This is a genomic window from Cyclobacterium amurskyense (genome assembly GCF_001050135.1).
GTDB classification, from domain to species: Bacteria; Bacteroidota; Bacteroidia; order Cytophagales; family Cyclobacteriaceae; genus Cyclobacterium; species Cyclobacterium amurskyense.
In genome coordinates, this window is the sequence record NZ_CP012040.1 from 3,111,132 (window position 1) to 3,134,606 (window position 23,475).

Genomic DNA, 23,475 nt, shown 5'->3' on the forward strand with positions numbered 1-23,475 from the left:
TTAAATAAAATAACGGCGGAACTTTGATTTAGGACATTGGAGGGTGCTTGAGTTAGGATTAATAATATTTTTTCACCTACTGATTTAATAAAGAACTACCTTTAATTTTTGTTATTGAAGCAGGCTTAAGTTAAAAAATAAGAGCGTAGTTTTGGGATAAATTTATCTCTGTACAGGTAAGTGCAGTATGGCTATTTGATCGAAAAACAGTACATTTATCGTTCATTAATTATACTCCCATGTACTTCATTTCAACAAGACTTGTGCTACTTCTGTTAGCCATTAATGTTTTCAATTCTTTTGAAAGTAAAGCTCAAGATCAAAAGCCAAATATTATATTTATTCTTACTGACGACCAAAGGTGGGATGCCTTAGGCTATTCAGGGAATGATTTAATCCATACACCTGAGATGGATAAATTGGCTGAAGAAGGAACTTATTTTCAAAATGCATTGGTGACTACACCTATTTGCGCTGCAAGTAGAGCGACCATTTTTACTGGTTTATATGAACGTAGCCATGCTTACACTTTTCAAACAGGCCCGATAAAATCAGCTTATATGGAAACGGCCTATCCGAAATTGCTCAAAGAGGCAGGTTATAAAGTAGGATTTTTTGGCAAATTTGGTGTTAACTATAAAGACTTGAATGGCTTGTTTGATTCCTTCGAATCCTATGACAGGAATGGGAGATTTTCAGATCGACGTGGCTATTATTTCAAAACCATTGGAGCGGATACCGTACACCTGACACGTTATACTGGACAGCAGGCACTTGATTTTATTGATGAAGCAGATGCTGATCAGCCATTCTGTCTTTCTCTTTCTTTTAGTGCACCACATGCTCATGATTCCGCAGAAAAACAATACTTCTGGCAAGATGAGACAGCTCCACTACTTGATGGGGTAACTATCCCTAAGGCGAAAATATCTGAAGATCGTTATTTTGATGCTCAGCCTGAGATTGTTAAAAGCGGATTTAATAGGCTTAGGTGGACTTGGAGGTACGATACACCAGAAAAATACCAGCATAGTGTAAAAGGTTACTACCGAATGATCTCTGGGATTGATCTTGAGATTGCTAAAATTAGAAAACAATTAAAAGCCAAAGGGATGGATAAAAATACCGTCATCATCCTGATGGGAGACAATGGCTACTTTTTGGGCGAGCGTCAATTGGCTGGGAAATGGTTGTTGTACGACAATTCAGTCAGGGTACCATTGATCGTTATGGATCCAAGATTGAAAAAACAATCAGACTCCAAAGAAATGGCAGCCAATGTGGATGTTCCTTCTACGATATTGGATTTGGCTGGAGTTGATGTTCCATCGGGATATCAAGGAAAGAGCTTGGTTCCAGTGATCAAAGGAGAAAAACTTAATAGAGATACTGTATTAATAGAACATCTATGGGATTTTGATAACATACCACCAAGTGAGGGACTTAGAACTGCAGAATGGAAGTATTTTCGCTATATTAATGACCAATCAATAGCCGAAATGTATAACCTGGCGGAAGATCCGATGGAAATAAACAACTTGGCAAAGGATCCTCGATATGCTAGTAAAGTGGCGCAATTTGACAAAAAATTGGACGCCATGACAGCTGAGTTCTCGGACAATACTACGGCTGCTCCAATCAATAGGCATATCGAAATGGTAAGGAAACCATCTGGAAAAATACTTATTGATAAAACCCCTGATTTTGGCTGGCAGGTGCCAGAAGGATTGGACTTTCAATCGGCTTATCAAATATTGGTCAGTAGCTCAGCAGAGAAGAGTAAGAAAAATATTGGAGATGTTTGGAACAGTGGAAAAGTTTTGGGTGGCGAGGTGTCTGATATTGCTTATATGGGACCTGAACTGACGGAAGGTAAGGCTTATTATTGGAAGGTGAGGATTTGGGACGAGGACAATCGGACAGGAAGGTATTCAGACAGTCAAAGTTTTCAGGTAGGGGCACCTGATAATTACATTTCCACAGGTAATATATTTGAGAAGGAAGAAATCTCTCCAAAATCAATTCAAAAAGTAGCAACCAATACCTGGCTGGTTGATTTTGGAAAAGCTGCTTTTGCAAACTTATCATTAGATTATCAAGCCTCAAAAAATGAGATCTTAACCGTGAGGATAGGTGAACAACTCAAAGAGGGAAGGTTAAATGCTGAACCTCAAGGGAATATTAGATTTGAGGAGATAGAAGTTAAAGTTAGTCCCGGTCAAACTGCATATACCTTGGCATTGCCAAAAGACAAGAGAAATACTGGGCCTGCTGCCGTTGCCCTTCCTGATAGTTTTCCTGTGTTACTCCCATTCCGATATGCGGAAATTGTAGGAGAAAAGAAACCAAAAGGGCTTACTCAAGAAGCTTATTTTAGTTTTTTTGATGGCAGTCAAAGTAGTTTTAGCAGTTCAGACACTGTTTTGAATCAAGTGTGGGAGCTATGTAAGTACTCCATGAAGGCCACTTCTTACGCCGGAATATATGTAGACGGTGACAGGGAGAGAATTCCTTACGAAGCGGATGCCTATATCAATCAGCTTAGTCACTATGCTGTAGATTGGGAATACCCAATTGCCAGAAGGACCATTGAGTATTTTATGGAAAACCCTACTTGGCCCACCGAGTGGCAATTGCATGTAGCCTTGATGTTTTACGAGGATTATATGTACACAGGAAATACAGAGCTTATAGAAAAATATTATGATGAACTGAAGCATAAAACGCTAATGGAATTGGCGAGGGAAGATGGCTTAATTAGTTCAGCAAATGCAAGTCCTGAATTCATGAAAAAGCTCGGTTTTAAGGATCCCAAAATCAAAATGAAAGACATTGTTGACTGGCCACCAGCACAGAAGGATACAGGTTGGAAGTTAGCGACTGCGGAAGGAGAAAGAGATGGATTTGTCTTCACTCCAATCAATACAGTAATAAATGCATTGTACTTCCGTAACCTGGAAATCATGGGTGAATTTGCTCGTCTTCTCAATAGAAATGATGAAGCCAGAGAATACGAATTGATGGCCATTAAAGTAAAAAAGGCTGTCAATGAAAAACTAATGGATCCTGAAAAAGGGATTTATTTAGACGGTGAAGGTGCAGGTCATTCCTCACTTCATGCCAATATGATGCCTTTGGCATTTAATATGGTGCCGGGAGAAAATGTGGATGCAGTGGTCGATTTTATAAAATCTAGAGGGATGGCCTGTAGTGTTTATGGTTCCCAGTACCTAATGGATGGCTTGTACAATGCTGGTGAAGCAGACTATGCTCTAGAACTGATGACTGCTACCCATGACCGGAGTTGGTGGAACATGATTGCTATTGGATCAACAGTAACTTTGGAGGCCTGGGACATGAAGTACAAGCCTAACTCAGATTGGAACCATGCCTGGGGTGCTGTGCCAGGAAATATAGTTGCACGAAAAATGTGGGGAATTCAACCCAAATCTCCAGGTGCAGCATTATTGGAAATAAAACCTCAATTAGGAAGCTTGACAGAAACGGAAATAACCGTTCCCTTTATCACTGGGAAGGTTAGTGCTTCTTATAGAAAAGTAAATAATCGTTTGCAACGCTATGTTTTTGAATTGCCTGCCAATGTTTCTGCAGAGTTAATTCTTAAATACAATGCCAATGATGCCATCTCCCTTAATGGTAAAAAAGTCAATACCCGTTTCGGATCTATTCGACTTTCTCCTGGGAAAAATGAAATAGAATTGCAGGTCAATTCATTTTAATTGGGATTGAAGTGCCTACTTGCTAAAGTTAACCTTCAGCAAGTAGGCACAAGTAAAAAAAATTAAAAGAATTGAGGTGGGTTTTTGCTTTAATAAAAATTTCAATAGCGTATTATCCGCAGGTTTCATCTTTTTCATCCTGCATATTTAAATCGCTTTACATGGCTAGGTTGAATAAATATTGCGAACCTATTTTGGCTTGATAAAGAATAATTATGGCAGCACATCACCACCACCATCAATCCGGTAAAAATCTAAAAATTGCGTTTTTTCTAAATCTGGGGTTTACCCTTTTGGAAATCGTTGGAGGGCTATATGTAAATAGTATTGCCATTATTTCTGATGCAGTTCATGATTTGGGAGACAGTCTGTCACTGGGTACTGCCTGGTATTTGGATAAAAAGTCCAAACAAGGCTCGGATAAAAAATTCTCTTTTGGTTACGCCCGGTTTTCGCTATTGGGGGCACTAATTAATAGCATTGTATTGATAGGCGGGTCAATATATGTGATTAGTGAGGCATTTGGTCGCTTACTGAATCCTGAACAAGCAGATGCGAAAGGGATGTTTTATTTTGCAGTTATTGGTGTCCTTGTTAATGGATATGCGGCCTGGAAAATGAGCGGGGGAAAAACATTGAACGAGAAAGTGGTTTCCTGGCATCTACTAGAAGATGTACTAGGCTGGGTGGCCGTTATGATAGTCGCAATCGTGTTGAATTTCAAGGATATCCCTTTTCTAGATCCAGCACTTTCCTTGCTTATTACGGCCTATATTCTTTGGGGCGTGATAGGAAGATTGAAGGAAACCTTGTATGTGTTTCTTCAGGGGGTGCCAAAGGAAATCAATTTAGTTAAAATTGAAAAGGAACTGCTTTCGATTGATCACGTACAGTCCCTACATCATACGCATATTTGGTCTCTCGAAGGGGAGCACCATGTATTTTCAACTCATTTGAAACTGGAGCGAATCAGCTCTTTTGAAAAATTAATGGAAGTGAAAAATGAGGCGAAAGCACATTTGGAAAAATACCATTTCAAACATTTCACTATAGAGACAGAATTAGATACTGAAAATTGTGAGCTGGGCTCAGACTAAATCCAATCCTGTCTACATTTTTTGTTACCATTATAAATAACTTACCTCCTAAATTATTTATATTGAAAAAAGGATATAGGGCAAACGTTAGAATTTTGTAGCGATTTCTGATTTTGTAACGTGTAAAACCCGAAATATGCAATAGCCATTCTATTACGTGCTGAAATCGCTTTAAAATCAGCCACTTCGTTGCTGTTTTCAATTTCACCATAGCGGTGCTATGCTAAAATCTCCAAACAGCCTGATTTTCTTGCGATTACAACACTTCCCGTAAACACGGGACAGGCTATCACTAATTCTATTACATAATCCGGGTTAAAACGTTGAAAGACAGAGAAAAAAAGAACGAATATCTTGTAATATTTTTTATATTGAATCCCATAATGCGGGATAGCGAATAGAAGCTATAAAGGCATTCGAAAAAAAGATAATCCTGCCTAAGACTTACCGAAAAGCGACATTACTTAGCAGGTTCTTAAAAGCATGAAAAAATATATTTTTCATAAATTTTATTGAAAAAATGAATTAGAATTGCCTATTTCAATAATAACCTAAAATACCATGCCATGAAACCCCTGAAAAAAGAAGACCTTAACCAAGAAGTTTTTGACCTCTATGATGATTATGCCCACAGTAGGATAGATCGCAGAGAATTTGTTAATAAGCTTTCCAACTTTGCAGTAGGAGGTTTAACAGTCGCCGCTATCATGGGTTTTTTGATGCCCAATTATGCCAAGACAAGTCGGTTTTCTGAAGCCGATCCTCGTCTAATTGAAGAGACCATTACTTATAAATCCCCAAAGGGAGCAGGCACCATGAAAGGATTACTTGTACGTCCAAAAGAGGTATCAGGGAAATTGCCGGGGATAGTTGTAGTGCACGAAAACAGAGGGCTTAATCCCTATGTTGAGGACACTGCGCGTCAGGCTGCTTTGGATGGGTTTATTGCTTTGGCACCTGATGCCTTGTCACCTATGGGAGGATACCCGGGTACAGATGATGAGGGTAGAACTATGCAAGGCAAAAGAGATAGAGAGGAAATGTTGCAGGATTTTATTGCAGGTTTTGAAACCTTGAAAACGCATGAGCAATGCACGGGTAAAGTAGGGGTAGTAGGGTTTTGCTTTGGAGGATGGGTTTCCAATATGATGGCAGTTAGGGTGCCTGATCTTTCGGCAGCTGTTCCATTTTATGGAGGTCAACCTACGGCAGAAGAAACTGCGGCCATAAATGCTCCCTTGATGTTACATTTTGCAGGCTTAGATACCAGGGTAAATGCAGGTTGGCCAGATTATGAGAAAGCGTTAAAGGCAAATGACAAAACCTATACGGCTTATATGTATCCTGAAGTTAACCATGGTTTCCACAATCATTCCACTCCTCGATATGATGAGGCTGCTGCAAAACTTGCCTGGGGAAGAACGATTGATTTTTTCAAAGAGCATTTGAAGTAGGGGTTTTTACACTAATTTAATGGTACTGAATTGTTATTTAGCTCTAATTATTCAAAAATTATTACGGGGAATTCACATGAAAGCGGTATGTTTTTGGCTTAAAGATTACAGAATTATTAGTTTTAAAGAGTCATGCCGGAACAATAAATGACTAATTCCCTAGGTTTTCTAGGGGGTTGATAAGTTTCAATTATTGTCCTGGTTATAAAATCGATTCAAATACTCTCTGGTTATCAATCAATAATACTGCGGTTTACGGTCATGTAGCTTTGTTAAATGATAGTCAATCAGATTTTATTATTTATGAGCTTAATTATGTTTTATAAGGGAAACATTTAAGAAATATAAATGAAAATATTTATTTGCTGCAGAAGCATAGACAAAATAAAGTGTGATGAAATTATTTCTGATTTATTGAATGATTCTGAGAATTCTGTTGCCATATTAAAGCAGACTGACCATGTTGAAAACTGGCAAGAAGTTGTTGAATCAAGCATTAAAGAAAGTGATTTTGTTTTGTTTTTAATTGGTCATGAGACATTCATGAGTAATCAAATACTTTGGGAGTTTGAAAAGTCAAAAAGTCTTTACAAGCATATAATTGGAATTAAACTTGAAAATGCTTCAGAAGATTCTATTCGATTTTTTCAAGGATTTAAAGTTTTTAATAATACAATTCAGGCATTAAAATATATCGATAAAGTATTTATAAGTGACCGAGAACTTAAAATAGAGCAATACAAAATTATGATTAATTCGACTGAGAAGGTAACAGATGCAAGAATGAAGGTGAATAATTTATTTTTCACTATTACATCTTCAATTCTATCCGTTGCGTTTATTTTAGGCAAAACTTATAGTTTTATTCCATTAAGTGTGTTAGCGATGATTGTTTTTACTGGACTTGCTTTGTTAACTACTTTCTTTTGGGATAGGTTGGTAAGTTCTTATGGGGATTTAAATACTGGTAAATTCAAAGTAATTGGAAAGATAGAGAAAGATTTAAGAACAAATATGTTTGAAGAGGAATGGCGTATCCTGACACAGGAAATTGAATATGAGTCTAATACGAAAACAGAAATGAAAATTATTGGACAGTTTAGGTTTTTTATAATTCTGGCCCTGTTAATTGAGATTTGTTATCTGCTTTATGATTTTTGCTAAAAGTGGGAAGAAGATTAATTTTTATTTAACAATTAAATGAAGTTAAGTAAATAATTTGTATGGGGAAATATCCAATAAGACTTTTATATATACTATTATTTTTGATTTGGTCTCCTTTGAGTTACTCTCAGGTCACTACCATTCATCGAAACCCTGAGATTCTTAGGATGGCCAATCAAGTTTCTTCAGATAGTTTGAAGGAATATCTTTATGGTCTCCTGGCATTTGGAACACGGCATTCACTTAGTCAGGACTCCGAGGAAAGGGGAATAGAAGCTGCAAGGCAATATGTTTTGAGGAAGTTTCGCTCATTTGAACCGCTAGCGGAAGGCAGGCTTACATCAGAAATTGATTATTTCACCGTTGCTGCGGATGGGAAAAGAGTAGCTCAGAAAACCAGAATGGGTAATGTCATGGCGACACTCAAAGGTAGCGATCCAAAAGATGACAGAGTCTTTGTGGTCAGTGGGCATATAGATAGCAGAGTTACTGACATTATGGACAGCGAAAGTGATGCCCCTGGAGCCAATGATGATGGTTCGGGCGTGGTAGCATTGATAGAGATGGTAAGAATAATGTCGAGGAAATCCTTTCCTGCTACCATCGTTTTTGTAGCTGTTTCAGGAGAGGAACAAGGCTTGATTGGTGCTACGCATTTAGCAAAAAGAGCCAAAGAAGAGCAATGGAACCTTGTGGCAATGATTAACAATGATATGATTGGTAATAGCAGGTCCAGTGGAACAGAAATACGAGACAATACCAAACTTAGGGTCTTTAGTGAAGGTGTTCCACTGTTTGAAACTGATAAGATGGCCACCTTAAGGAGACAAACGAACGCTGAAAATGACAGCAAGTCGAGGCAACTTGCAAGGTATATTAAAGAGGTAGGTGAACGGTATGTGGATCATCTTGAAATCAAATTATTGTACCGGAACGATCGTTTTTTAAGAGGAGGAGACCATACCCCTTTTTCAAGAGAAGGGTTTACAGCAGTGCGACTTTGCGAGATGAATGAAAATTACAATCAACAGCATCAGGATATTAGAATGGAGGAAGGGATAGCCTATGGTGATAAACCCGAACACATTGATTTCGAGTACCTGCGAAAAAATACAGCTGTAAATTTGGTGGTTCTGGCTAGCTTGGCTAGGGCACCCTCCGTTCCACGAGAGGTGGGGATTGTGATAAGTGAACTCACCAATAGTTCCCGGCTTAAATGGAAGCCACCAGCATTTGGTGAGGCAGATGGCTACTATGTGTTAATCAGGGAAACCAGTTCGGCTATGTGGGAAAAGAAAATTTACACCCGGGACAGGTCCATCGAAATACCTTATTCAAAGGACAATTATTTTTTTGATGTTCAGGCAGTAAGCAAAGAGGGCGAAGAAAGCCTGGGTGTATTTCCGGCGCCTATACGTTAGTGAAGAAGTAGTAGGGGCGGAAATCGTATTTGTTCCACGGAAAGCACGACTGCTACATGTTTTCCTTTCTCAGCAGCCCTAAAAATGAGGTTGTAATGACGATTTAATCTGTCTGACCAGAAATATATAATACATGTTTAGCATTTTAACTTAAAGTCATATCAATAGGCGAAATTCACCAAATGAGCTGCCGAAAATGTTTTAAACATCTTATTGAAATAGATACAGTATTCAGAAAAAATCCCCGGGTTATTGCAGTCTATTCCTGTGGATATAGCTAGGGCTACCATCTCTACAGGTACGGGGATGGTAGCGATTGCCATAAAAGTTTTTTCTTCAGTCATAAGCAAGGTTATGTATACATAGAGGCCGTATTGCAATCCATCCTGCCCCATTAGGTATTCATTTCCTAGAGACAATATCCAAGCAATTTTTCGTCCGCCCTGATATTCATCCCAAACTGAGTAGTCGGTGTCAATTGTAAAACCACTTACACCATAACGCATAGAAAAATTTTGATTGATGATCTGACCTACTGACATCAAAAGATCTTCGAAATTAGTCTGTGTGAAATCATTTTGTACACCATAAAAATAAAGCTGCATGTCGTTATTATCTGGATTGATTACTTGAAAGGCTTCTTCAGCAGGGTTATAAGTGAGTGTCATTCCTTCTGGTACAGCTACTACCACCCCATTACTAATGTCTTCATAAATGTCAAATCGCATCGCATCATAATCCAACTGAATGTTCATGTCCAACTCAAACTCATCAGAAAGTTTAAGCAAATTTTCTGGATCGTCAGAAGATTCGATCATTTCAGTCAAAGACCTGTTTTTTGTAGGATAAAATTCAAAACCTATGGCATTGACGGGCGCAACGTTCGATGATTTGAAGTTAGATTCATATAAAATTAATTTTTCCGTTTCCAAAGAGGCAGGCTCAGTGCTGGGAGATGTAATTACTGCAGCAGCAGAAAAAAGTTGGGTAAGGTTCTCAAAGCCAATTGGTAGTGTGGTGTTGTTAGACTGCTCCAATTCTGTAAGATAGCTTGCAGGAATAATCCAGCTAACATTACTAGCTCCTTTTTCAAGCCCACCATCTCCAATTCCGATTAGTTGGCTCTTCGAGTCAAATACCGGTGCACCTGAAAAGCCAGGCAGCAGGCTTCCTTCAAGGTAAAGGATGTTGAGATCAAGGGCTGGAAATCCAATTTTCGCCAGGGCATCTTTGTCCTTTTTTGGAATCAAATGGCTAAGTTTTTCAGGATCTACATATCCCTTTTTCATTTGCCTGGATGAACTTCCGGTTGCACCACCATTATAACCCAAGGCAAAAACATCTGTTCCAAATTCTATTTTTGAAGTGTTGAATTGATTTATGGGTATTACACCAGAGGGTGGTGAAGGTTCTCCTTCCATCAGTTCCAGAAGTACGAGGTCTGCCTTTTGAAGCACTTTTTTTATTTTGGCTTTTCTCCATGCCTGTCCCTGGTATAAAATGCGGATATTACCTGTACGGCTCATTCCATGAAGAGAAGTAACAACCTGGTTTGGTGATTTCCAGACAAATCCTGTTAGCGCATTTGATGCATTGTTGTTTGTAGAAACAATAACTTTTACTAATGAATTTTTTGCGTTGTCAGGATTAAATTGTCTGGCAAATCCTCCATAGGTAAGGAAGAAAATCAATACAATGCACCAAAATAATTTATTCATGGTTGAAAATTTTAATCAAAGAATGAATTACCAATACTCTTTCATCGGGATTGAATTGGGTATTTAGCTTCTTTATTATTTTAGACCAGGGGGCATTGGAGTTTTCAAAGGCTTCAGTCATTTCTTCCAGATTACTTTGTTGGTTAAGTTTGGTGATTTCTCCCTCAACCATGATGGTTCTTCCATCCAATGTGCTGTTTTCACAAAATTCATCTCTAAGGATTAACAGTGCTTCTGCACCTGTTTTATCGGAAAGGTCTTTTTTGAAAAGAGAAGAAAGTTGAGCCCATATTCCTCCTGCTGTATTGAAGGTATTAAAAACCTCTGGGACAGGTGTTTCCGAACTTGCGTATACCAGAAAGTCACAAGCTTGGATTTTTAACGCTGAGCTATAAAGCACGTTAGCTTGTCTTATGGCAGCGGTGGAGTCGGATTGTATAAAGCCGGTCACGAACCCTCGGGCCTCATTTTCGGTATATCCTATATCCGTAAAAGTTTTCACTTTATCTGCCAAGCTAGGGGAGAATGGGTCATTGGCGCGTATATACAAGCCCAACAGAATACCGAGGACAGAGAATAAACCAAAGGCGCCAATTCGAAGACTTTTTATTGGGTCTAGGAACTTTTCGTTGAGTCCTACTAAAATAGCGAGTAATGAAGAGATAGTGCCAATCACTCCGCTTACTACAGGGGATACAGACAGTCCAAGTAGCAATCCCAAAAATAGGCCTATACCCAAGCCATTAAAAATTGCAGCATAGCCTTGAAACCGATTTATTAGGTGATTTGCTTCCCCATCGGGTAATAAATCCTTTAAATGGCTTTTAGCAGAATTGGGGGCATCCGAATCTTTCTCTTCCATTCAGTAAAGAGTTTAGTTTGTATATTGATTAGAGTAGAAAACGTGGTTTAAGCTAATACAATTTAATAAAAAATATGGAATGCAAATTAAAATAGTAAAATATTTCGTTTTAAATAGTCTCATTTCTCTTGGTTTTTTTACTCCAAGTTTTAAAAAAGAAGATAAACATGTAAAGAATCAAGCTGGTAATCCTAAATTTAAACGATTAATTATCGATTTACTCAAGAATATATGCTGTTGTAAAATTTAGCTTATAATCAATTGTTGTATGCTTACGGAGTGAGTCTAAAAGGATTTACTAGATGATATAATATAGTAATGTTTCTCAGTATTTTTTTTAATATATAGAATTAATGAGGTAATTATAAGTCAATATTTTATTCATATCATTTCATGCATATTCCATAATTGTAAATCATAAAGGTTTGAATTGCTAGGGGTTAACTTAGTTGTTGGTTTAGTATTTAATCGAAGGGTGTTGAGGTTGTAGGAAGGGTAATTTCAAATTTTCTTTATTTACCATGAGGAGAAAATTATTTTAATAGTTAAAAATGGGTTTGTGGATGGTTTGGGTTTTAGAGAATTTAACATGCTTGTAGATGTAGGATGGTTGGTTTTTAGTTGTAATATAATGACATTACTTTTGTTTAGTCTTTGAACAGTTGCGGTATATTAGGTTAATTAGTTTAGGAAATTTTTAAATAATTTTATATATTCATATTGTATTTTTCAATTAATAGTGTTTTTTTAATTGATGGGCAGTATTTTTTATATGAAATATTTTATGTTAATCTAAGTTGATTTTAATATGAGGTGTTCTTTAGTATTTCTGTTAGTGCTGATTAGTGGATATGGGATGAGTCAATCCACAGGTAACAAAATTGGATCAGATGGTAATATTGGTATTGGGACTACTGATCCAAAAGTAAAGTTGGATGTTGTTGGGCAAACAAGATTAAGAGGTCTTTTAGAGATTAGGGGGGAAGAGTTTGCCCAATTTATTCAGGGAAAAGATGCTGACAAACGAGGGGTTGCTATAGGTGTAAATGATTTTGGATTAAAAACCAGGTATAGGAAATGGGGAGGTGGTTCAAGAGCTTATAATCAGGTTTGGTATGATCAAGGTGGAAGTAATTTTTATTATGGCGGATCAACTACTCCAGTTTTTTCAATTTCGGATAAAGGAGCAGGGGTAGGCACTGGTGATATTAGTCATAAATTGACTGTGGCGGGTTCAGGGACATTCTTGGGAACCCATGCTAATTATACAGAGATTAATTCCAATAATTATGGTCAATACCTTCGTCAATATGGAAATGATGGTACTAGTGTGAGCTGGATAATAAGGGGGTATTCTAATAATAATTTGCAGGCGGAATTCAATAGTGGCGGAGTTTTAGTTAGGGGTAAGGTTCAGGCAGAAGAAGTAAACATTACGATGGGGAACTGGGCAGACCATGTTTTTGAGGAGGGCTATCCCTTAATGGATCTTGGGCAACTCGAATTATTTATTGCCGAAAATGGACATTTACCTGGTATTCCTGATGAAGGTAGTGTAAAGGATGAAGGGATTGATTTAGGTGAAATGAATACAAAATTGCTGGAAAAAATAGAAGAGCTTACACTCTATATTTTACATCAGGAAAAGCAAATTCAGGAACTTTTAAAATTAAAAGATGATGTTGATAAATTGAATGCGGTAATTTCTAGCCATTAGCATCAGATTTCCAGGAAAGTACAAGCCTAAATTATGCAGTAAAGCTTAGGCGTAATATTGTTAAAACCCAATTAACAGTTTAATTTTCAGACAAAAACCTTTGAATGCAAGCAGGTAAGAGGGTATTTTTTATCTATTCTCATGGTAAATTTAGTAAGAGGAAGACAGCCTGTGAAATATTAATTCACAAATGATTTCATTAAATAGTTTTGTTTAACCCGGATTATGTAATAGAATGTCTATTGCATAATCCGGGTTAAACAAGCTATTCTCAATATTTTTTGGTGTTTTGAATTTCAATGAATTATGGTTCAGAATAATTAATCCTTTTCCTTAAAGTCACTGTTATTTATTAAATAATTTTTAGATTAGTAAATTGGATTCCTTTTCAGGATAGTGAAAAACCCTGTGTTACAATAAAAGTCATTTTACAGATACTGTATCCTGCTAGAGTAGTCGGTATTTAAGCTAAAAAAATCGTTTGTAGTTATGTTTTTAAAATCTTTATTAATAATGGCATTGACCATAATGTCACAGTACGCTCATGCAACTATAGCAAAGGACAAGATAAAGGTTCTTATCATAGATGGGCAAAATAACCATTCAGATTGGCCTAAAACTAGCTTAATGATGAAAAGCCAGTTGGAAGAAACAGGACTTTTTGAAGTGAAGATTCAACGGACCAAATATACTTGGAATGGTGAAGAGAACAGTAGTTTTTTGAGCTTGGCAGATGTGGGAGAAACGGAAGATTTGAAAGAACCAAAGACAGACCCGGATTTTAGTCCAGATTTTAAGGCGTATGATGTAATCGTTTCTAATTTTGGTTGGAAAGCTGCCCCATGGCCGGTAGAAACGATGAGAAATTTTGAACAATTTGTTCAATCGGGGGGTGGGTTTGTAAGTGTTCACGCAGCAGATAATTCTTTTCCGGAATGGTTGGCATACAACCAGATGATAGGAATTGGTGGCTGGGGAGGCCGCAATGAAAAGGATGGACCCTATGTTTATTATAATGCAGAAGGAAAATTAGTAAAGGACAATAGTCCTGGATCTGCGGGTTCGCATGGAGCAAAAAACAACTTTACCATTCATATTCGGACCGAAAAACATCCTATCACAGCGGGAATGCCAGATACCTGGGTATCTGCAAAAGACGAATGCTATGCCAGATTAAGAGGACCTGCGGAAAATATGACCATCTTAGCCACAGGAGAAGATTTGACTAATAAAAATAGAGATGGAAGGCATGAACCTGTGTTAATGGTGATTGATTATGGAAAAGGAAGGGTTTTTCATACCACTTTGGGGCATGATCAGGGGTCTCTTGAGGGAGTTGGCTTTATTAGTTCATTTACTAGAGGAGTAGAATGGGCAGCCACAGGAAAAGTGACCTTACCAATCCCGAAAGATTTCCCTACTAAGGATGAATCCAAATCGAGACCTTTTACTTTTAATTAAGGTTTCTATTGATAAATGTAGAAGAGCTTATGCTGCCTACGTTTTAAGGGAACTCTAAAATTGATGCAAAAATTTCTGAGATCTTTATTTTAGGGGGCACGAAAAAGGTGTGTTAAATGCAATGAAGATTGGATGGAGAATAAATAACTCCTTTTAATTAACGATAAATCCGTTCACAATAACCATTAGAAAAATGAGAATTTCCAATTTCTGTATGTTCTTGCTAAGCTTGAACTTGCTCAGTTGTGCACCAGATAAAATTCAACAGGAGGATGATGTGCAAAAACCAAACATCTTATTTGTTTTTGCCGATGACATGACCTTTACAGTTTTGGATGAGCTCGAAAAAAATGATGTGCATACACCCAATCTGGACAAATTAATTTCTGAGGGCACTTCTTTTACCAAAGCATACAATATGGGGAGTTGGTCTGGTGCAGTATGTACAGCTTCCAGAAGTATGATGATTTCAGGTAGAAGCGTTTGGAATGCCTTTGCTATAAAGGAAGAGTGGAGAAAAGGTGAAAACACAAATTTGACTTTACCTCAACTTCTTAAAGAGTCCGGATATGAAACCTATATGACTGGCAAGTGGCATGTGGATGTTCCTGCTTCTGATATATTTGACCATACGGTTAATATTCGGGGAGGAATGCCCAAGGATACATGGGCTGGAAGCAATATGGGAGCGAAATTTGACTCAATAAAGAAAATAGAAGGTGATCTAGGGACAATCATGCCCAAAGGCTATAACAGACCACTTGTTGGAGAAAATGATGACTGGTCGCCAACTGATCGCTCTCTAGGAGGTTTTTGGGAAGGTGGTACGCATTGGAGTGAGGTGCTGAGAGACGATGCCAAATCTTTCCTAGGAAGTGCAGCAAAAAAGGATAACCCATTTTTCATGTATTTGGCCTTCAATGCTGTACATGACCCCCGGCAATCTCCTGGTAGTTTTTTGGATTTGTATGTATTAGATGATATAAAAGTTCCAAAGAGCTTTCTACCTGTTTATCCCTATAAAGAAGCCATAGGTAATGGGCCTGAACTTAGAGATGAAGCTTTGGCTCCTTTTCCACGGACTCCCTATGCGATCAAAAAACATTTGCAAGAGTATTATGCGATAATTTCTCATATGGACCATCAAATTGGAGAAATCTTTGAAGAATTAGATAGGAAAGGTCTTCGGGAAAATACCTATATCATCTTTACGGCAGATCATGGACTTGCCATGGGGAAACATGGGTTATTGGGAAAACAGACGATGTTCGATCATAGTATGGGGGCTCCTTTTATTATATCAGGACCAGGTATACCAAAAGGGAAAAAGCTAAATCAGGACATTTATATACAAGATGCCATGGCTACAATTTTGGAAATCGCAGGGGTAGATAAACCTGACTACGTTGAGTTTGAAAGCCTTTTGGCTTTAATAAATGGTGATAAGGACTTGATTCGAGAGGATATATATGGTGCTTATTTGAATAATCAGCGAATGATCAAAAAAGGTGGTTTTAAACTAACCGTTTATCCAAATGCCAAGAAATTGCTTTTATTCGATATGGAAAATGATCCTTTAGAAATGAATGATTTAGCAGATCAGCCTCAATATAAGGAGTTGAGAAAAAGTTTGTTTGCAGCACTCCAAAAACAACAGGGGCAATTAAATGATAAGTTGACATTAAATGAAATGGATTATGTCTTTTAAAAGTTTGCTATCCCATTATAACTGTCCTTCTTGTTTTACATTGAACATACCATTGTGGGTTTTATTACTCTTATTTTCCTGCAGTTCGGAAAACAATGAAGTCGCAAATGAAGGCAAACGGCCCAATATAATATATATAATGGCTGATGATCATACTAGTCAGGCATTCGGTGTTTATGGAAGTCGGTTGGCAGGTCTCAACCCAACTCCCACTTTGGATAGTTTAGCCAAATCGGGCATGCTCTTTGAAAACTGTTTTGTTAACAATTCTATCTGTGTTCCTAGTCGAGCTGCGGTGTTGACAGGTCAACGTGCTCAAACCAATGGAGTTTTAGATTTAGAAGGCAGTCTTCCACCGGAAAAGCAGTTTTTACCGATGGAATTAAAAAAACTCGGCTACCAAACAGCCATTATAGGTAAATGGCATCTAAAAGAGGAGCCTGCTTCTTTCGATTATTATAAAGTACTTAATCAACAAGGTACTTATTTTGATCCGGTTTTCAGGATTCAAGGGAAGGGTGCTTGGCCTTCAAACGAAGTTCAATATGAGGGGCATTCTTCTGATGTGATTACAGACCAGGTAATCAATTGGTTTGAAAAGGAAAGAGTAGAAGATAAACCCTTTTTTCTGATGTACCATTTTAAGGCTCCGCACGATGATTTTGAAAACGCCCCTAGGTATGAAGGTTTTCTGGAGGATGTTTTCATACCTGAACCTGAAAGCCTTTATGATAATGGAAGCAATGGTTCAGTCGCTACGCGAGGTAAAAGGGATAGTTTGACCAGGTATATAGGATCGTCCGTCTCCCACAGAAACCTGATAAGAAATCAAGCCATGAATATTTGGCAGGGTCCGAATTATAAGAATTATCGTAACGCTGAAGACATTTTGCCCAATGAATTGGTTAAATGGGAAATGGATGAAGAAGAGAAAAAATACACTTCAGAGGTTTACCAAAGTTACCTTAAGAAATACCTGAGATGTGTGAAAGGTATTGATGACAATATGAAGCGATTCCTGGCCTATTTAAAGACAAATGGATTGCTAGAAAACACCATTATAGTCTACACCAGTGACCAGGGGTTTATGCTGGGGGAGCATGACTATATAGACAAACGATGGATGTACGAAGAGTCTCTGAGGATGCCTTTCTTTATAAGGTTTCCAGAAAAAATTGAGGCCAATACTCGAACTGATGCTATAATTAACAATACCGATTTTGCACCTACTTTAATCGAACTTGCGGGTGGAACAAAGCCTGATTATATGCAGGGAAAAAGTTTTAAGGCCATTTTAGAAACAAACGAAGAGCCAGATGATTGGCCAAAGTCTAGCTATTACAGGTATTGGATGCATTTGGCGCATAGGCATGGAAATCCTGCCCATTTCGGTATACGGACCAAGCAGTATAAATTGATTTTTTATTACGGAAAATACTGGGTGGACACCGATAAGCCTGAAGCCGAATGGAACAAGAGCAGTTGGGGAAATGATTTCACCACGCACACCCCTGTGGCATGGGAGTTCTATGACTTAGAAAAAGATCCCCAGGAAATGAATAATAGGTATGCGGATCCTGAATACAAGGAAACGATTGCTCAACTGAAGGAGGAATTGAAGCGTTCTAGGGTGGAGCTGAATGAAACAGATCAGAATTACCCGCATATTCAAAAGGTAATTGATGAGCACTGGAATGACTAGTTCTTTGTGAATTAGAACATTTAACCCGGATTATGTAATAGAATGTCTATTGCATATTTCGGGTTTAAGCTATAAAAGTTCTTATTTATGAACTGTATATACAAAAGTAAAGAAATAATATGAAAGCCATAGGATTCAGAAAATCGCTACCCATAGCTGAAATGGAAAGTTTTATTGAATTTGAAACAGCCAAACCAAGCCCTTCAGGTTTTGATTTGTTGGTAAAGGTTGGGGCTGTATCTATGAATCCCGTCGATTTTAAAGTAAGACAAAGTGCTGCAAAAGATATCATCCTGGATGAACCCAAGATTATCGGATATGATGCAGTAGGAACAGTCGTATCAGTAGGTGAGAAGGTTGGCCTTTTTAAAGAAGGAGATGAAGTGTATTATGCAGGAGATCTTACCAGAAGTGGGAGCAATGCTGCTTTTCAATTGATTGATGAGCGAATTGTAGGAACCAAACCAAAATCTTTGCGTAGACAGGAGGCTGCTGCAATTCCGATGACAGGACTGACAGCCTGGGAGGCTATTTTTGACAGAATGAAGGTAGATATAAATAAAGCTAAGGGGAAGTCAATTCTAATCCTTGCAGGTGCTGGAGGGGTTGGATCCATAGCGATACAAATTGCAAAGCAGGTTGCTGGACTTACAGTGATTGCCAGCGCTTCACGGGATGAAACCCAAGACTGGTGCAAGTCAATGGGGGCGGATTTTGTTGTAAATCACCATGACCTTCAATCTGAGATGAAAAGGATTGGGCACAAAGAGGTAGATTATATTTTGGATTGTGTGGATATAAATGGGTACTGGGAAGCGCTAAACGATATTATCAAACCGCAGGGTCATATCGTAACGATTACTGGTAGCAATGCGCCCTTGAATCTGATGTTGCTTAAAAATAAAAGTGTGTCTTTTTCCTGGGAATTCATGTTCACACGCTCCATGTACACCACAGAAGATATTATTAGACAACATGAAATTCTCAATGAGATTGCTGATTTGGTGGACAAAGGGATTTTGAAATCAACCTTGAAAACAGAGCTGAAAGGGTTCTCAGTGGAAAATTTTAAAAAAGCCCATGAGATGCAGGAGTCTGGAAAATCAATTGGCAAAACAGTTATAATGTTTTAGATAAATCACTCCAGATTTGAGACCGGACCTTAATTCCCACTATTTGAAAATATGGCTTCAATTAAAACAAAACTAGCGAGGGCTGGGATCAATACATTTTTCTTTTTGTTGCTTTTCACTATTCTATTGGCCTACCTGTTTCCTGAATGGGGGGAACTAAAAGGTGATTTTACTATTGACAAGTTAACCTACTACGGTGTTTCTTTGATCTTTTTCTTTTATGGGATAAAGATTAGTCCTTCTACCTTAAAGATTGGCTTATCCAACTGGAAGCTCCACTTATTGATTCAAGGCACTACATTTATAATTTTCCCATTATTTATTTTATTACTCTATGGTTTTTTTGGAATAGAGGGAGACTTATTTTGGTTGGGCGCTTTTTATTTGGCAGCCCTACCTTCTACTGTCTCTTCCTCAGTAGTGATGGTGTCTATTGCAGGAGGTAACCTCCCTGCGGCTATATTTAATGCCAGTATTTCAAGTATAATCGGTATCGTAATCACCCCATTATGGATGGGGCTTTTTCTAAGTGCTGAACAGGCAAGTTTTGAGCTGTTGAGTACTGTGTGGGAGCTTGTAAAGCAAATTTTAATACCTGTAGTCATTGGCTTTTTTCTACACAATTGGTTAATCAACTGGGTGCAGAAGTACCTTAAACTACTTAAAAACTTTGACCAACTTGTAATCCTTTTGATCGTGTTTTCTGCCTTCTCGCAATCTTTTGGTGGAAATATGTTCGAAGGTCAAAACATCCTGAGTTTGGGCTTTTGGATGCTACTATTATTTTGTTTTATGGCTGGAGGAATGTACCTCTTGGGCAGATGGCTTTCTTTTGAAAGGGTGGATAGGGTCACTGTTTTGTTTTGTGGGTCCAAAAAATCATTGGTTCAAGGGGCTGTAATGGGGAAGATTTTGTTTCCTGACCCTGTGATTTTCGGCGTAGTGTTGCTTCCACTGATGCTCTATCACACCTTACAGCTGATTCTTGGTAGTGCATTGGCCGAAAGGTTGGCACTTTCAAGGAAAGACACCTTAAAATAATATTGTGGGTTAATGGCATTGTTTTAGGGCAGGTAAACACCTAAACATTTGGCTGTCAATGATGGTAAGACGGGCTTAATTCTAATTAGGTGAAAGACTCATCTCCGGAAGCTTCGGCAGTTAATCTTTCGGCAAAAGATTTGCCCAAATAACGGTCAATAAGTCCATGACCTAGGTAAAGTAGTGGAGTCAAAGCTATGGCCACTGAGAATTTATATAAGTAATTGATTATCCCTACCGCTATAATTTGTTCAATTGACCAATTCCCAAAAACATAAAAAGCAATTCCCAGTACTACGAAAGAGTCAATAAATTGGGAAACTAAAGTAGAACCGGTAGCCCTAAGCCATATCATTTTAGACCCAGTAATGCGCCTTAATTTTTGGAAGATATATACATCAAGAAGCTGACCAATTAAAAAAGCAATAAGAGAACCTATGATAATACCAAGGCCCTGCCTAAAGATGGTGTTGAATGCATAATCTATATTGAAAGGGTTGCCAGTGTTGTCTTCGGCGTTTACTTCAAGCCAGAAAGTAGCCGGAGGGAGTTTTGTGACTAAGGAGATTACAATAAATGCATAAGCAATTAGGGCTACGGTGATAAAACTGATTTGCCGTACCCCCTTTTTGCCAAAATATTCATTGATAATATCAGTAGTGATAAAAACAACAGGCCATATTACTGCCCCTGCAGTTAGGTTGAAATCTAAAATATAATCTCCAAAAAAAGTCCAATTGGCTGGTGCCACTCCAATTGTACCTTCCCCTGAAAAGATCTTTACGCCGATTATTTCTGCCAGGATTGCATTCGTTAGAAAGATTCCGGCTAGGATGATAAATAGATTGGTTTTCTTGGATTGGTAAACCTTTTCGCTAATGTCCATATTTATTTAATAGTGTAGGTGGTCCCTTCTTCACTCAATAAACTGGCTTCAAAAATTTCTTTGGCCTCATTAAGGAGTAGATCCAACTTATCATACCTGCTCGAATAGTGTCCCAGTAGAAGGTTTTTAACATTAGCCGCTTTGGCAATTAGGGCTGCTTCCTTGGCGGTACTGTGTTTGGTCTGTTTGGCTCGTTTTCTTTCTGACTCCATAAAGGTAGACTCATGATAGAGTAAATCGGTCTCTTTAATGAAAGGGACCAAATCTAGATTAAAGGCTGTGTCCGAACAGTAGCTGTATTTCCGAGGAGGCGTAATTTCACAAAAATCAGAGGCTTTATAAATCACATTACCAGCCTTGTCTTTTACATCTTGGCCTGATTGTAGGATGTGAATATCAGTAACGCTAGGTCGATGTTTACTCATCATCTCTTTATTCAGGTGTACCCTTGGTTTATTTTCTTCAAAGATAAATCCTGTGCAGGGTATCCTATGTTGCAAAGGGATGGAATAAATGGATAGATTTCGGAAATCCACCAATTTTATTTTCCCTTGTGGAACAGTTGCGTGAAAAATTAATGGGTAATTCAGTACGTTGGCTGAGTACTTTAACTGGATGGTAATAATTTCATCAAGGCCCTTAGGTCCATAAATATGAAGAGGGAGCTTTCTGTTATTGAGGCTATAAGTATTAAGTAATCCCATCAATCCCAGATAGTGGTCTCCATGAAGGTGGGAAATAAATATATGGTTGATTTTGGAGTACTTTATCTTGAATTTTCTCAGTTGTTGTTGAGTAGATTCCCCACAATCAATCAAAAAAGATTCACCATCCCAGGTAATCAATTGAGATGTTTGGTTACGGCCATGTGCAGGAATGGCTGAATTTGAACCCAGAATGGTGATATTGAAATCCAAAGGCTTTTATCAGTTATTCTTCTTCATCTTTCTCAGGGCCATTCTCTATTTCGTGGATAAAAATAGCTTCTGCTGCTGCTTCATTATCATCCACTACTTTGAAGACCTTATCCAGCATAGATATCTTCAATAATTTGACAACATGCTCCTGAAGAGAAGACAATACAAAGACACCTCCATCTTCATTAAAGGTTCTATTCCCGACCAAAAGGGCACTTAGCCCACTGGAATCGGCATACTTCACACTTCCCATATCCAATATCAGATTTTTATAGCCTTCAGCATGAACGGTAAGTAATTCAGATTTTAATTGGGGAGAGAGTGAGCTATCAAGCTTTTCTTCCATTATGGTAAAAACAACAAATTGTTCTTTTTTATCTACTGCGTATTTCATTATTTTTAGTGTGTTTACCTATCTTGAACATCAGTGAAAATTTTTTGTTCCAAATAGGTGGTTATTTTCGATACCGATTTAAAATTAGCTTAAAAATTGATGGGGCCAAAATGTTCGGTTCTTTTAAATATTTGCAAGTATAGCTTCTTCTATCCTTTCACGTGCACCTTGACTTTTTGCAGGCTGAAAATCATGCCCTGTGATGTGTTCATACAACTCTATGTATCTCTTTGATATCGATTCAATGATTTCAGGTGTCATTTCCGGAATAGTTTGTCCATCTTTTCCCTGAAATCCATTCTCTATAAGCCATTGTCGGACAAACTCTTTGGAAAGTTGCTTTTGTACAGTACCGGCTTTTTGTCGCTTTTCATAGCCTTCTAGGTAGAAGTACCTTGAAGAGTCAGGTGTATGGATCTCATCAATAAGGAGAATCTGATCTCCAAACTTCCCAAATTCATATTTGGTATCCACCAATATTAGCCCTTTGCTTTTGGCCATTTCAGTGCCTGATTGGAATAGGTCTTTGGTGTATTTTTCTAATTGGATATAATCTTTTTCACTGACAATACCTTGACTAAGGATTTTGTCCCTTGAAATATCTTCGTCATGTCCTTGGTCGGCCTTAGTCGTAGGAGTGATGATTGGTGTTGGAAGTGGATCGTTTTCTTTTAAACCATCAGGAAGATCAACACCACAAATACTTCTTTTGCCATCCCTATATTCCCTCCAAGCATGTCCAGCTAGGTAGCCTCTTATTACCATTTCCACTTTAAAAGGAACGCATCTTTTACCAATGGTGACATTAGGATCAGGGGTAGAGGTGACCCAGTTAGGCACAATATCAGCGGTGGAGGCAAGAAAGTAGGACGCGATTTGGTTAAGAACCTGCCCTTTAAAAGGGATTGGTTTTGGTAGCACTACGTCAAATGCTGATATGCGATCTGTTGCAACTACAGCAATTAATTTATCAAATATATAGACGTCTCTTACTTTTCCTTTGTAAAAGTCTAATTGTCCGGGGAATTCGAATTGTGTGCTTTTTATACCTTGGTTCATT

The 23,475-nt window shown here is 38.0% G+C and carries 17 protein-coding genes; 11 read left to right on the forward strand and 6 right to left on the reverse strand.

Going from position 1 to position 23,475, the window contains the following annotated elements:
* Window positions 1–239: 239 nt before the first annotated feature.
* From CA2015_RS12915 to CA2015_RS12935, 5 genes are all read left to right on the forward strand, one after another.
* Entirely contained in the window at window positions 240–3,740 is a 3,501-nt protein-coding gene (locus CA2015_RS12915) for a sulfatase-like hydrolase/transferase (RefSeq protein WP_048642288.1), read from the forward strand.
* A gap of 215 nt (window positions 3,741–3,955) precedes the next feature.
* The gene (locus CA2015_RS12920; protein WP_048642289.1) at window positions 3,956–4,837 is read left to right on the forward strand and encodes a cation diffusion facilitator family transporter; all 882 of its coding nucleotides are present in this window, start codon (window positions 3,956–3,958) and stop codon (window positions 4,835–4,837) included.
* A 566-nt stretch (window positions 4,838–5,403) separates the two neighbouring features.
* Window positions 5,404–6,291 carry a dienelactone hydrolase family protein gene (locus tag CA2015_RS12925; RefSeq protein WP_048642290.1) on the forward strand — a complete coding sequence of 296 codons (888 nt, stop codon included), beginning with the start codon at window positions 5,404–5,406 and terminating at the stop codon, window positions 6,289–6,291.
* A gap of 348 nt (window positions 6,292–6,639) precedes the next feature.
* On the forward strand, window positions 6,640–7,455 hold the full coding sequence (locus CA2015_RS12930) for a RipA family octameric membrane protein (RefSeq protein WP_048642291.1): 816 nt from the start codon (window positions 6,640–6,642) through the stop codon (window positions 7,453–7,455).
* Between the two features lie 59 nt (window positions 7,456–7,514).
* Complete coding sequence (locus CA2015_RS12935; protein ID WP_157470460.1) at window positions 7,515–8,876, forward strand: M28 family metallopeptidase; 1,362 nt, start codon at window positions 7,515–7,517, stop codon at window positions 8,874–8,876.
* 161 nt (window positions 8,877–9,037) lie between these two features.
* Here CA2015_RS12935 and CA2015_RS12940 read toward each other — a convergent pair whose 3' ends face one another.
* A complete protein-coding gene (locus tag CA2015_RS12940) occupies window positions 9,038–10,594 on the reverse strand; it encodes a S1 family peptidase (RefSeq protein ID WP_048642292.1) in 1,557 nt (518 codons plus the stop codon).
* Complete coding sequence (locus CA2015_RS12945) at window positions 10,587–11,456, reverse strand: hypothetical protein (RefSeq protein ID WP_048642293.1); 870 nt, start codon at window positions 11,454–11,456, stop codon at window positions 10,587–10,589. Before CA2015_RS12945 ends, CA2015_RS12940 begins: the two co-directional genes overlap by 8 nt.
* Window positions 11,457–12,264: 808 nt before the next feature.
* Here CA2015_RS12945 and CA2015_RS12950 point away from each other — a divergent pair.
* The 6 genes from CA2015_RS12950 to CA2015_RS12975 all read left to right on the forward strand — a co-directional run bounded on the left by CA2015_RS12950 (window position 12,265) and on the right by CA2015_RS12975 (window position 20,218).
* Window positions 12,265–13,173, forward strand: a complete 909-nt coding sequence (locus tag CA2015_RS12950) for a hypothetical protein (RefSeq protein ID WP_157470462.1) — start codon at window positions 12,265–12,267, stop codon at window positions 13,171–13,173.
* 513 nt (window positions 13,174–13,686) lie between these two features.
* Entirely contained in the window at window positions 13,687–14,634 is a 948-nt protein-coding gene (locus tag CA2015_RS12955; RefSeq protein WP_240477792.1) for a ThuA domain-containing protein, read from the forward strand.
* 193 nt (window positions 14,635–14,827) lie between these two features.
* Entirely contained in the window at window positions 14,828–16,342 is a 1,515-nt protein-coding gene (locus tag CA2015_RS12960) for a sulfatase-like hydrolase/transferase (RefSeq protein ID WP_048642296.1), read from the forward strand.
* Entirely contained in the window at window positions 16,332–18,044 is a 1,713-nt protein-coding gene (locus CA2015_RS12965; RefSeq protein WP_048644507.1) for a sulfatase family protein, read from the forward strand. The genes CA2015_RS12960 and CA2015_RS12965 overlap by 11 nt, the downstream gene beginning before the upstream one ends.
* Before the next feature lie 119 nt (window positions 18,045–18,163).
* Window positions 18,164–19,177 (forward strand): zinc-binding alcohol dehydrogenase family protein, encoded by a 1,014-nt coding sequence (locus CA2015_RS12970; RefSeq protein ID WP_048642297.1) that lies wholly within the window; start codon window positions 18,164–18,166, stop codon window positions 19,175–19,177.
* Between the two features lie 51 nt (window positions 19,178–19,228).
* Window positions 19,229–20,218 carry a bile acid:sodium symporter family protein gene (locus tag CA2015_RS12975; protein ID WP_048642298.1) on the forward strand — a complete coding sequence of 330 codons (990 nt, stop codon included), beginning with the start codon at window positions 19,229–19,231 and terminating at the stop codon, window positions 20,216–20,218.
* A gap of 85 nt (window positions 20,219–20,303) precedes the next feature.
* Here CA2015_RS12975 and CA2015_RS12980 read toward each other — a convergent pair whose 3' ends face one another.
* The 4 genes from CA2015_RS12980 to CA2015_RS12995 all read right to left on the reverse strand — a co-directional run bounded on the left by CA2015_RS12980 (window position 20,304) and on the right by CA2015_RS12995 (window position 23,474).
* Complete coding sequence (locus tag CA2015_RS12980; RefSeq protein ID WP_048642299.1) at window positions 20,304–21,104, reverse strand: queuosine precursor transporter; 801 nt, start codon at window positions 21,102–21,104, stop codon at window positions 20,304–20,306.
* 2 nt (window positions 21,105–21,106) lie between these two features.
* On the reverse strand, window positions 21,107–22,021 hold the full coding sequence (locus tag CA2015_RS12985) for a ribonuclease Z (protein ID WP_048642300.1): 915 nt from the start codon (window positions 22,019–22,021) through the stop codon (window positions 21,107–21,109).
* Between the two features lie 13 nt (window positions 22,022–22,034).
* Window positions 22,035–22,415, reverse strand: a complete 381-nt coding sequence (locus CA2015_RS12990) for an STAS domain-containing protein (RefSeq protein WP_048642301.1) — start codon at window positions 22,413–22,415, stop codon at window positions 22,035–22,037.
* A gap of 123 nt (window positions 22,416–22,538) precedes the next feature.
* Window positions 22,539–23,474 carry a phosphoribosylaminoimidazolesuccinocarboxamide synthase gene (locus tag CA2015_RS12995; RefSeq protein ID WP_048642302.1) on the reverse strand — a complete coding sequence of 312 codons (936 nt, stop codon included), beginning with the start codon at window positions 23,472–23,474 and terminating at the stop codon, window positions 22,539–22,541.
* Window position 23,475 lies beyond the last annotated feature (1 nt).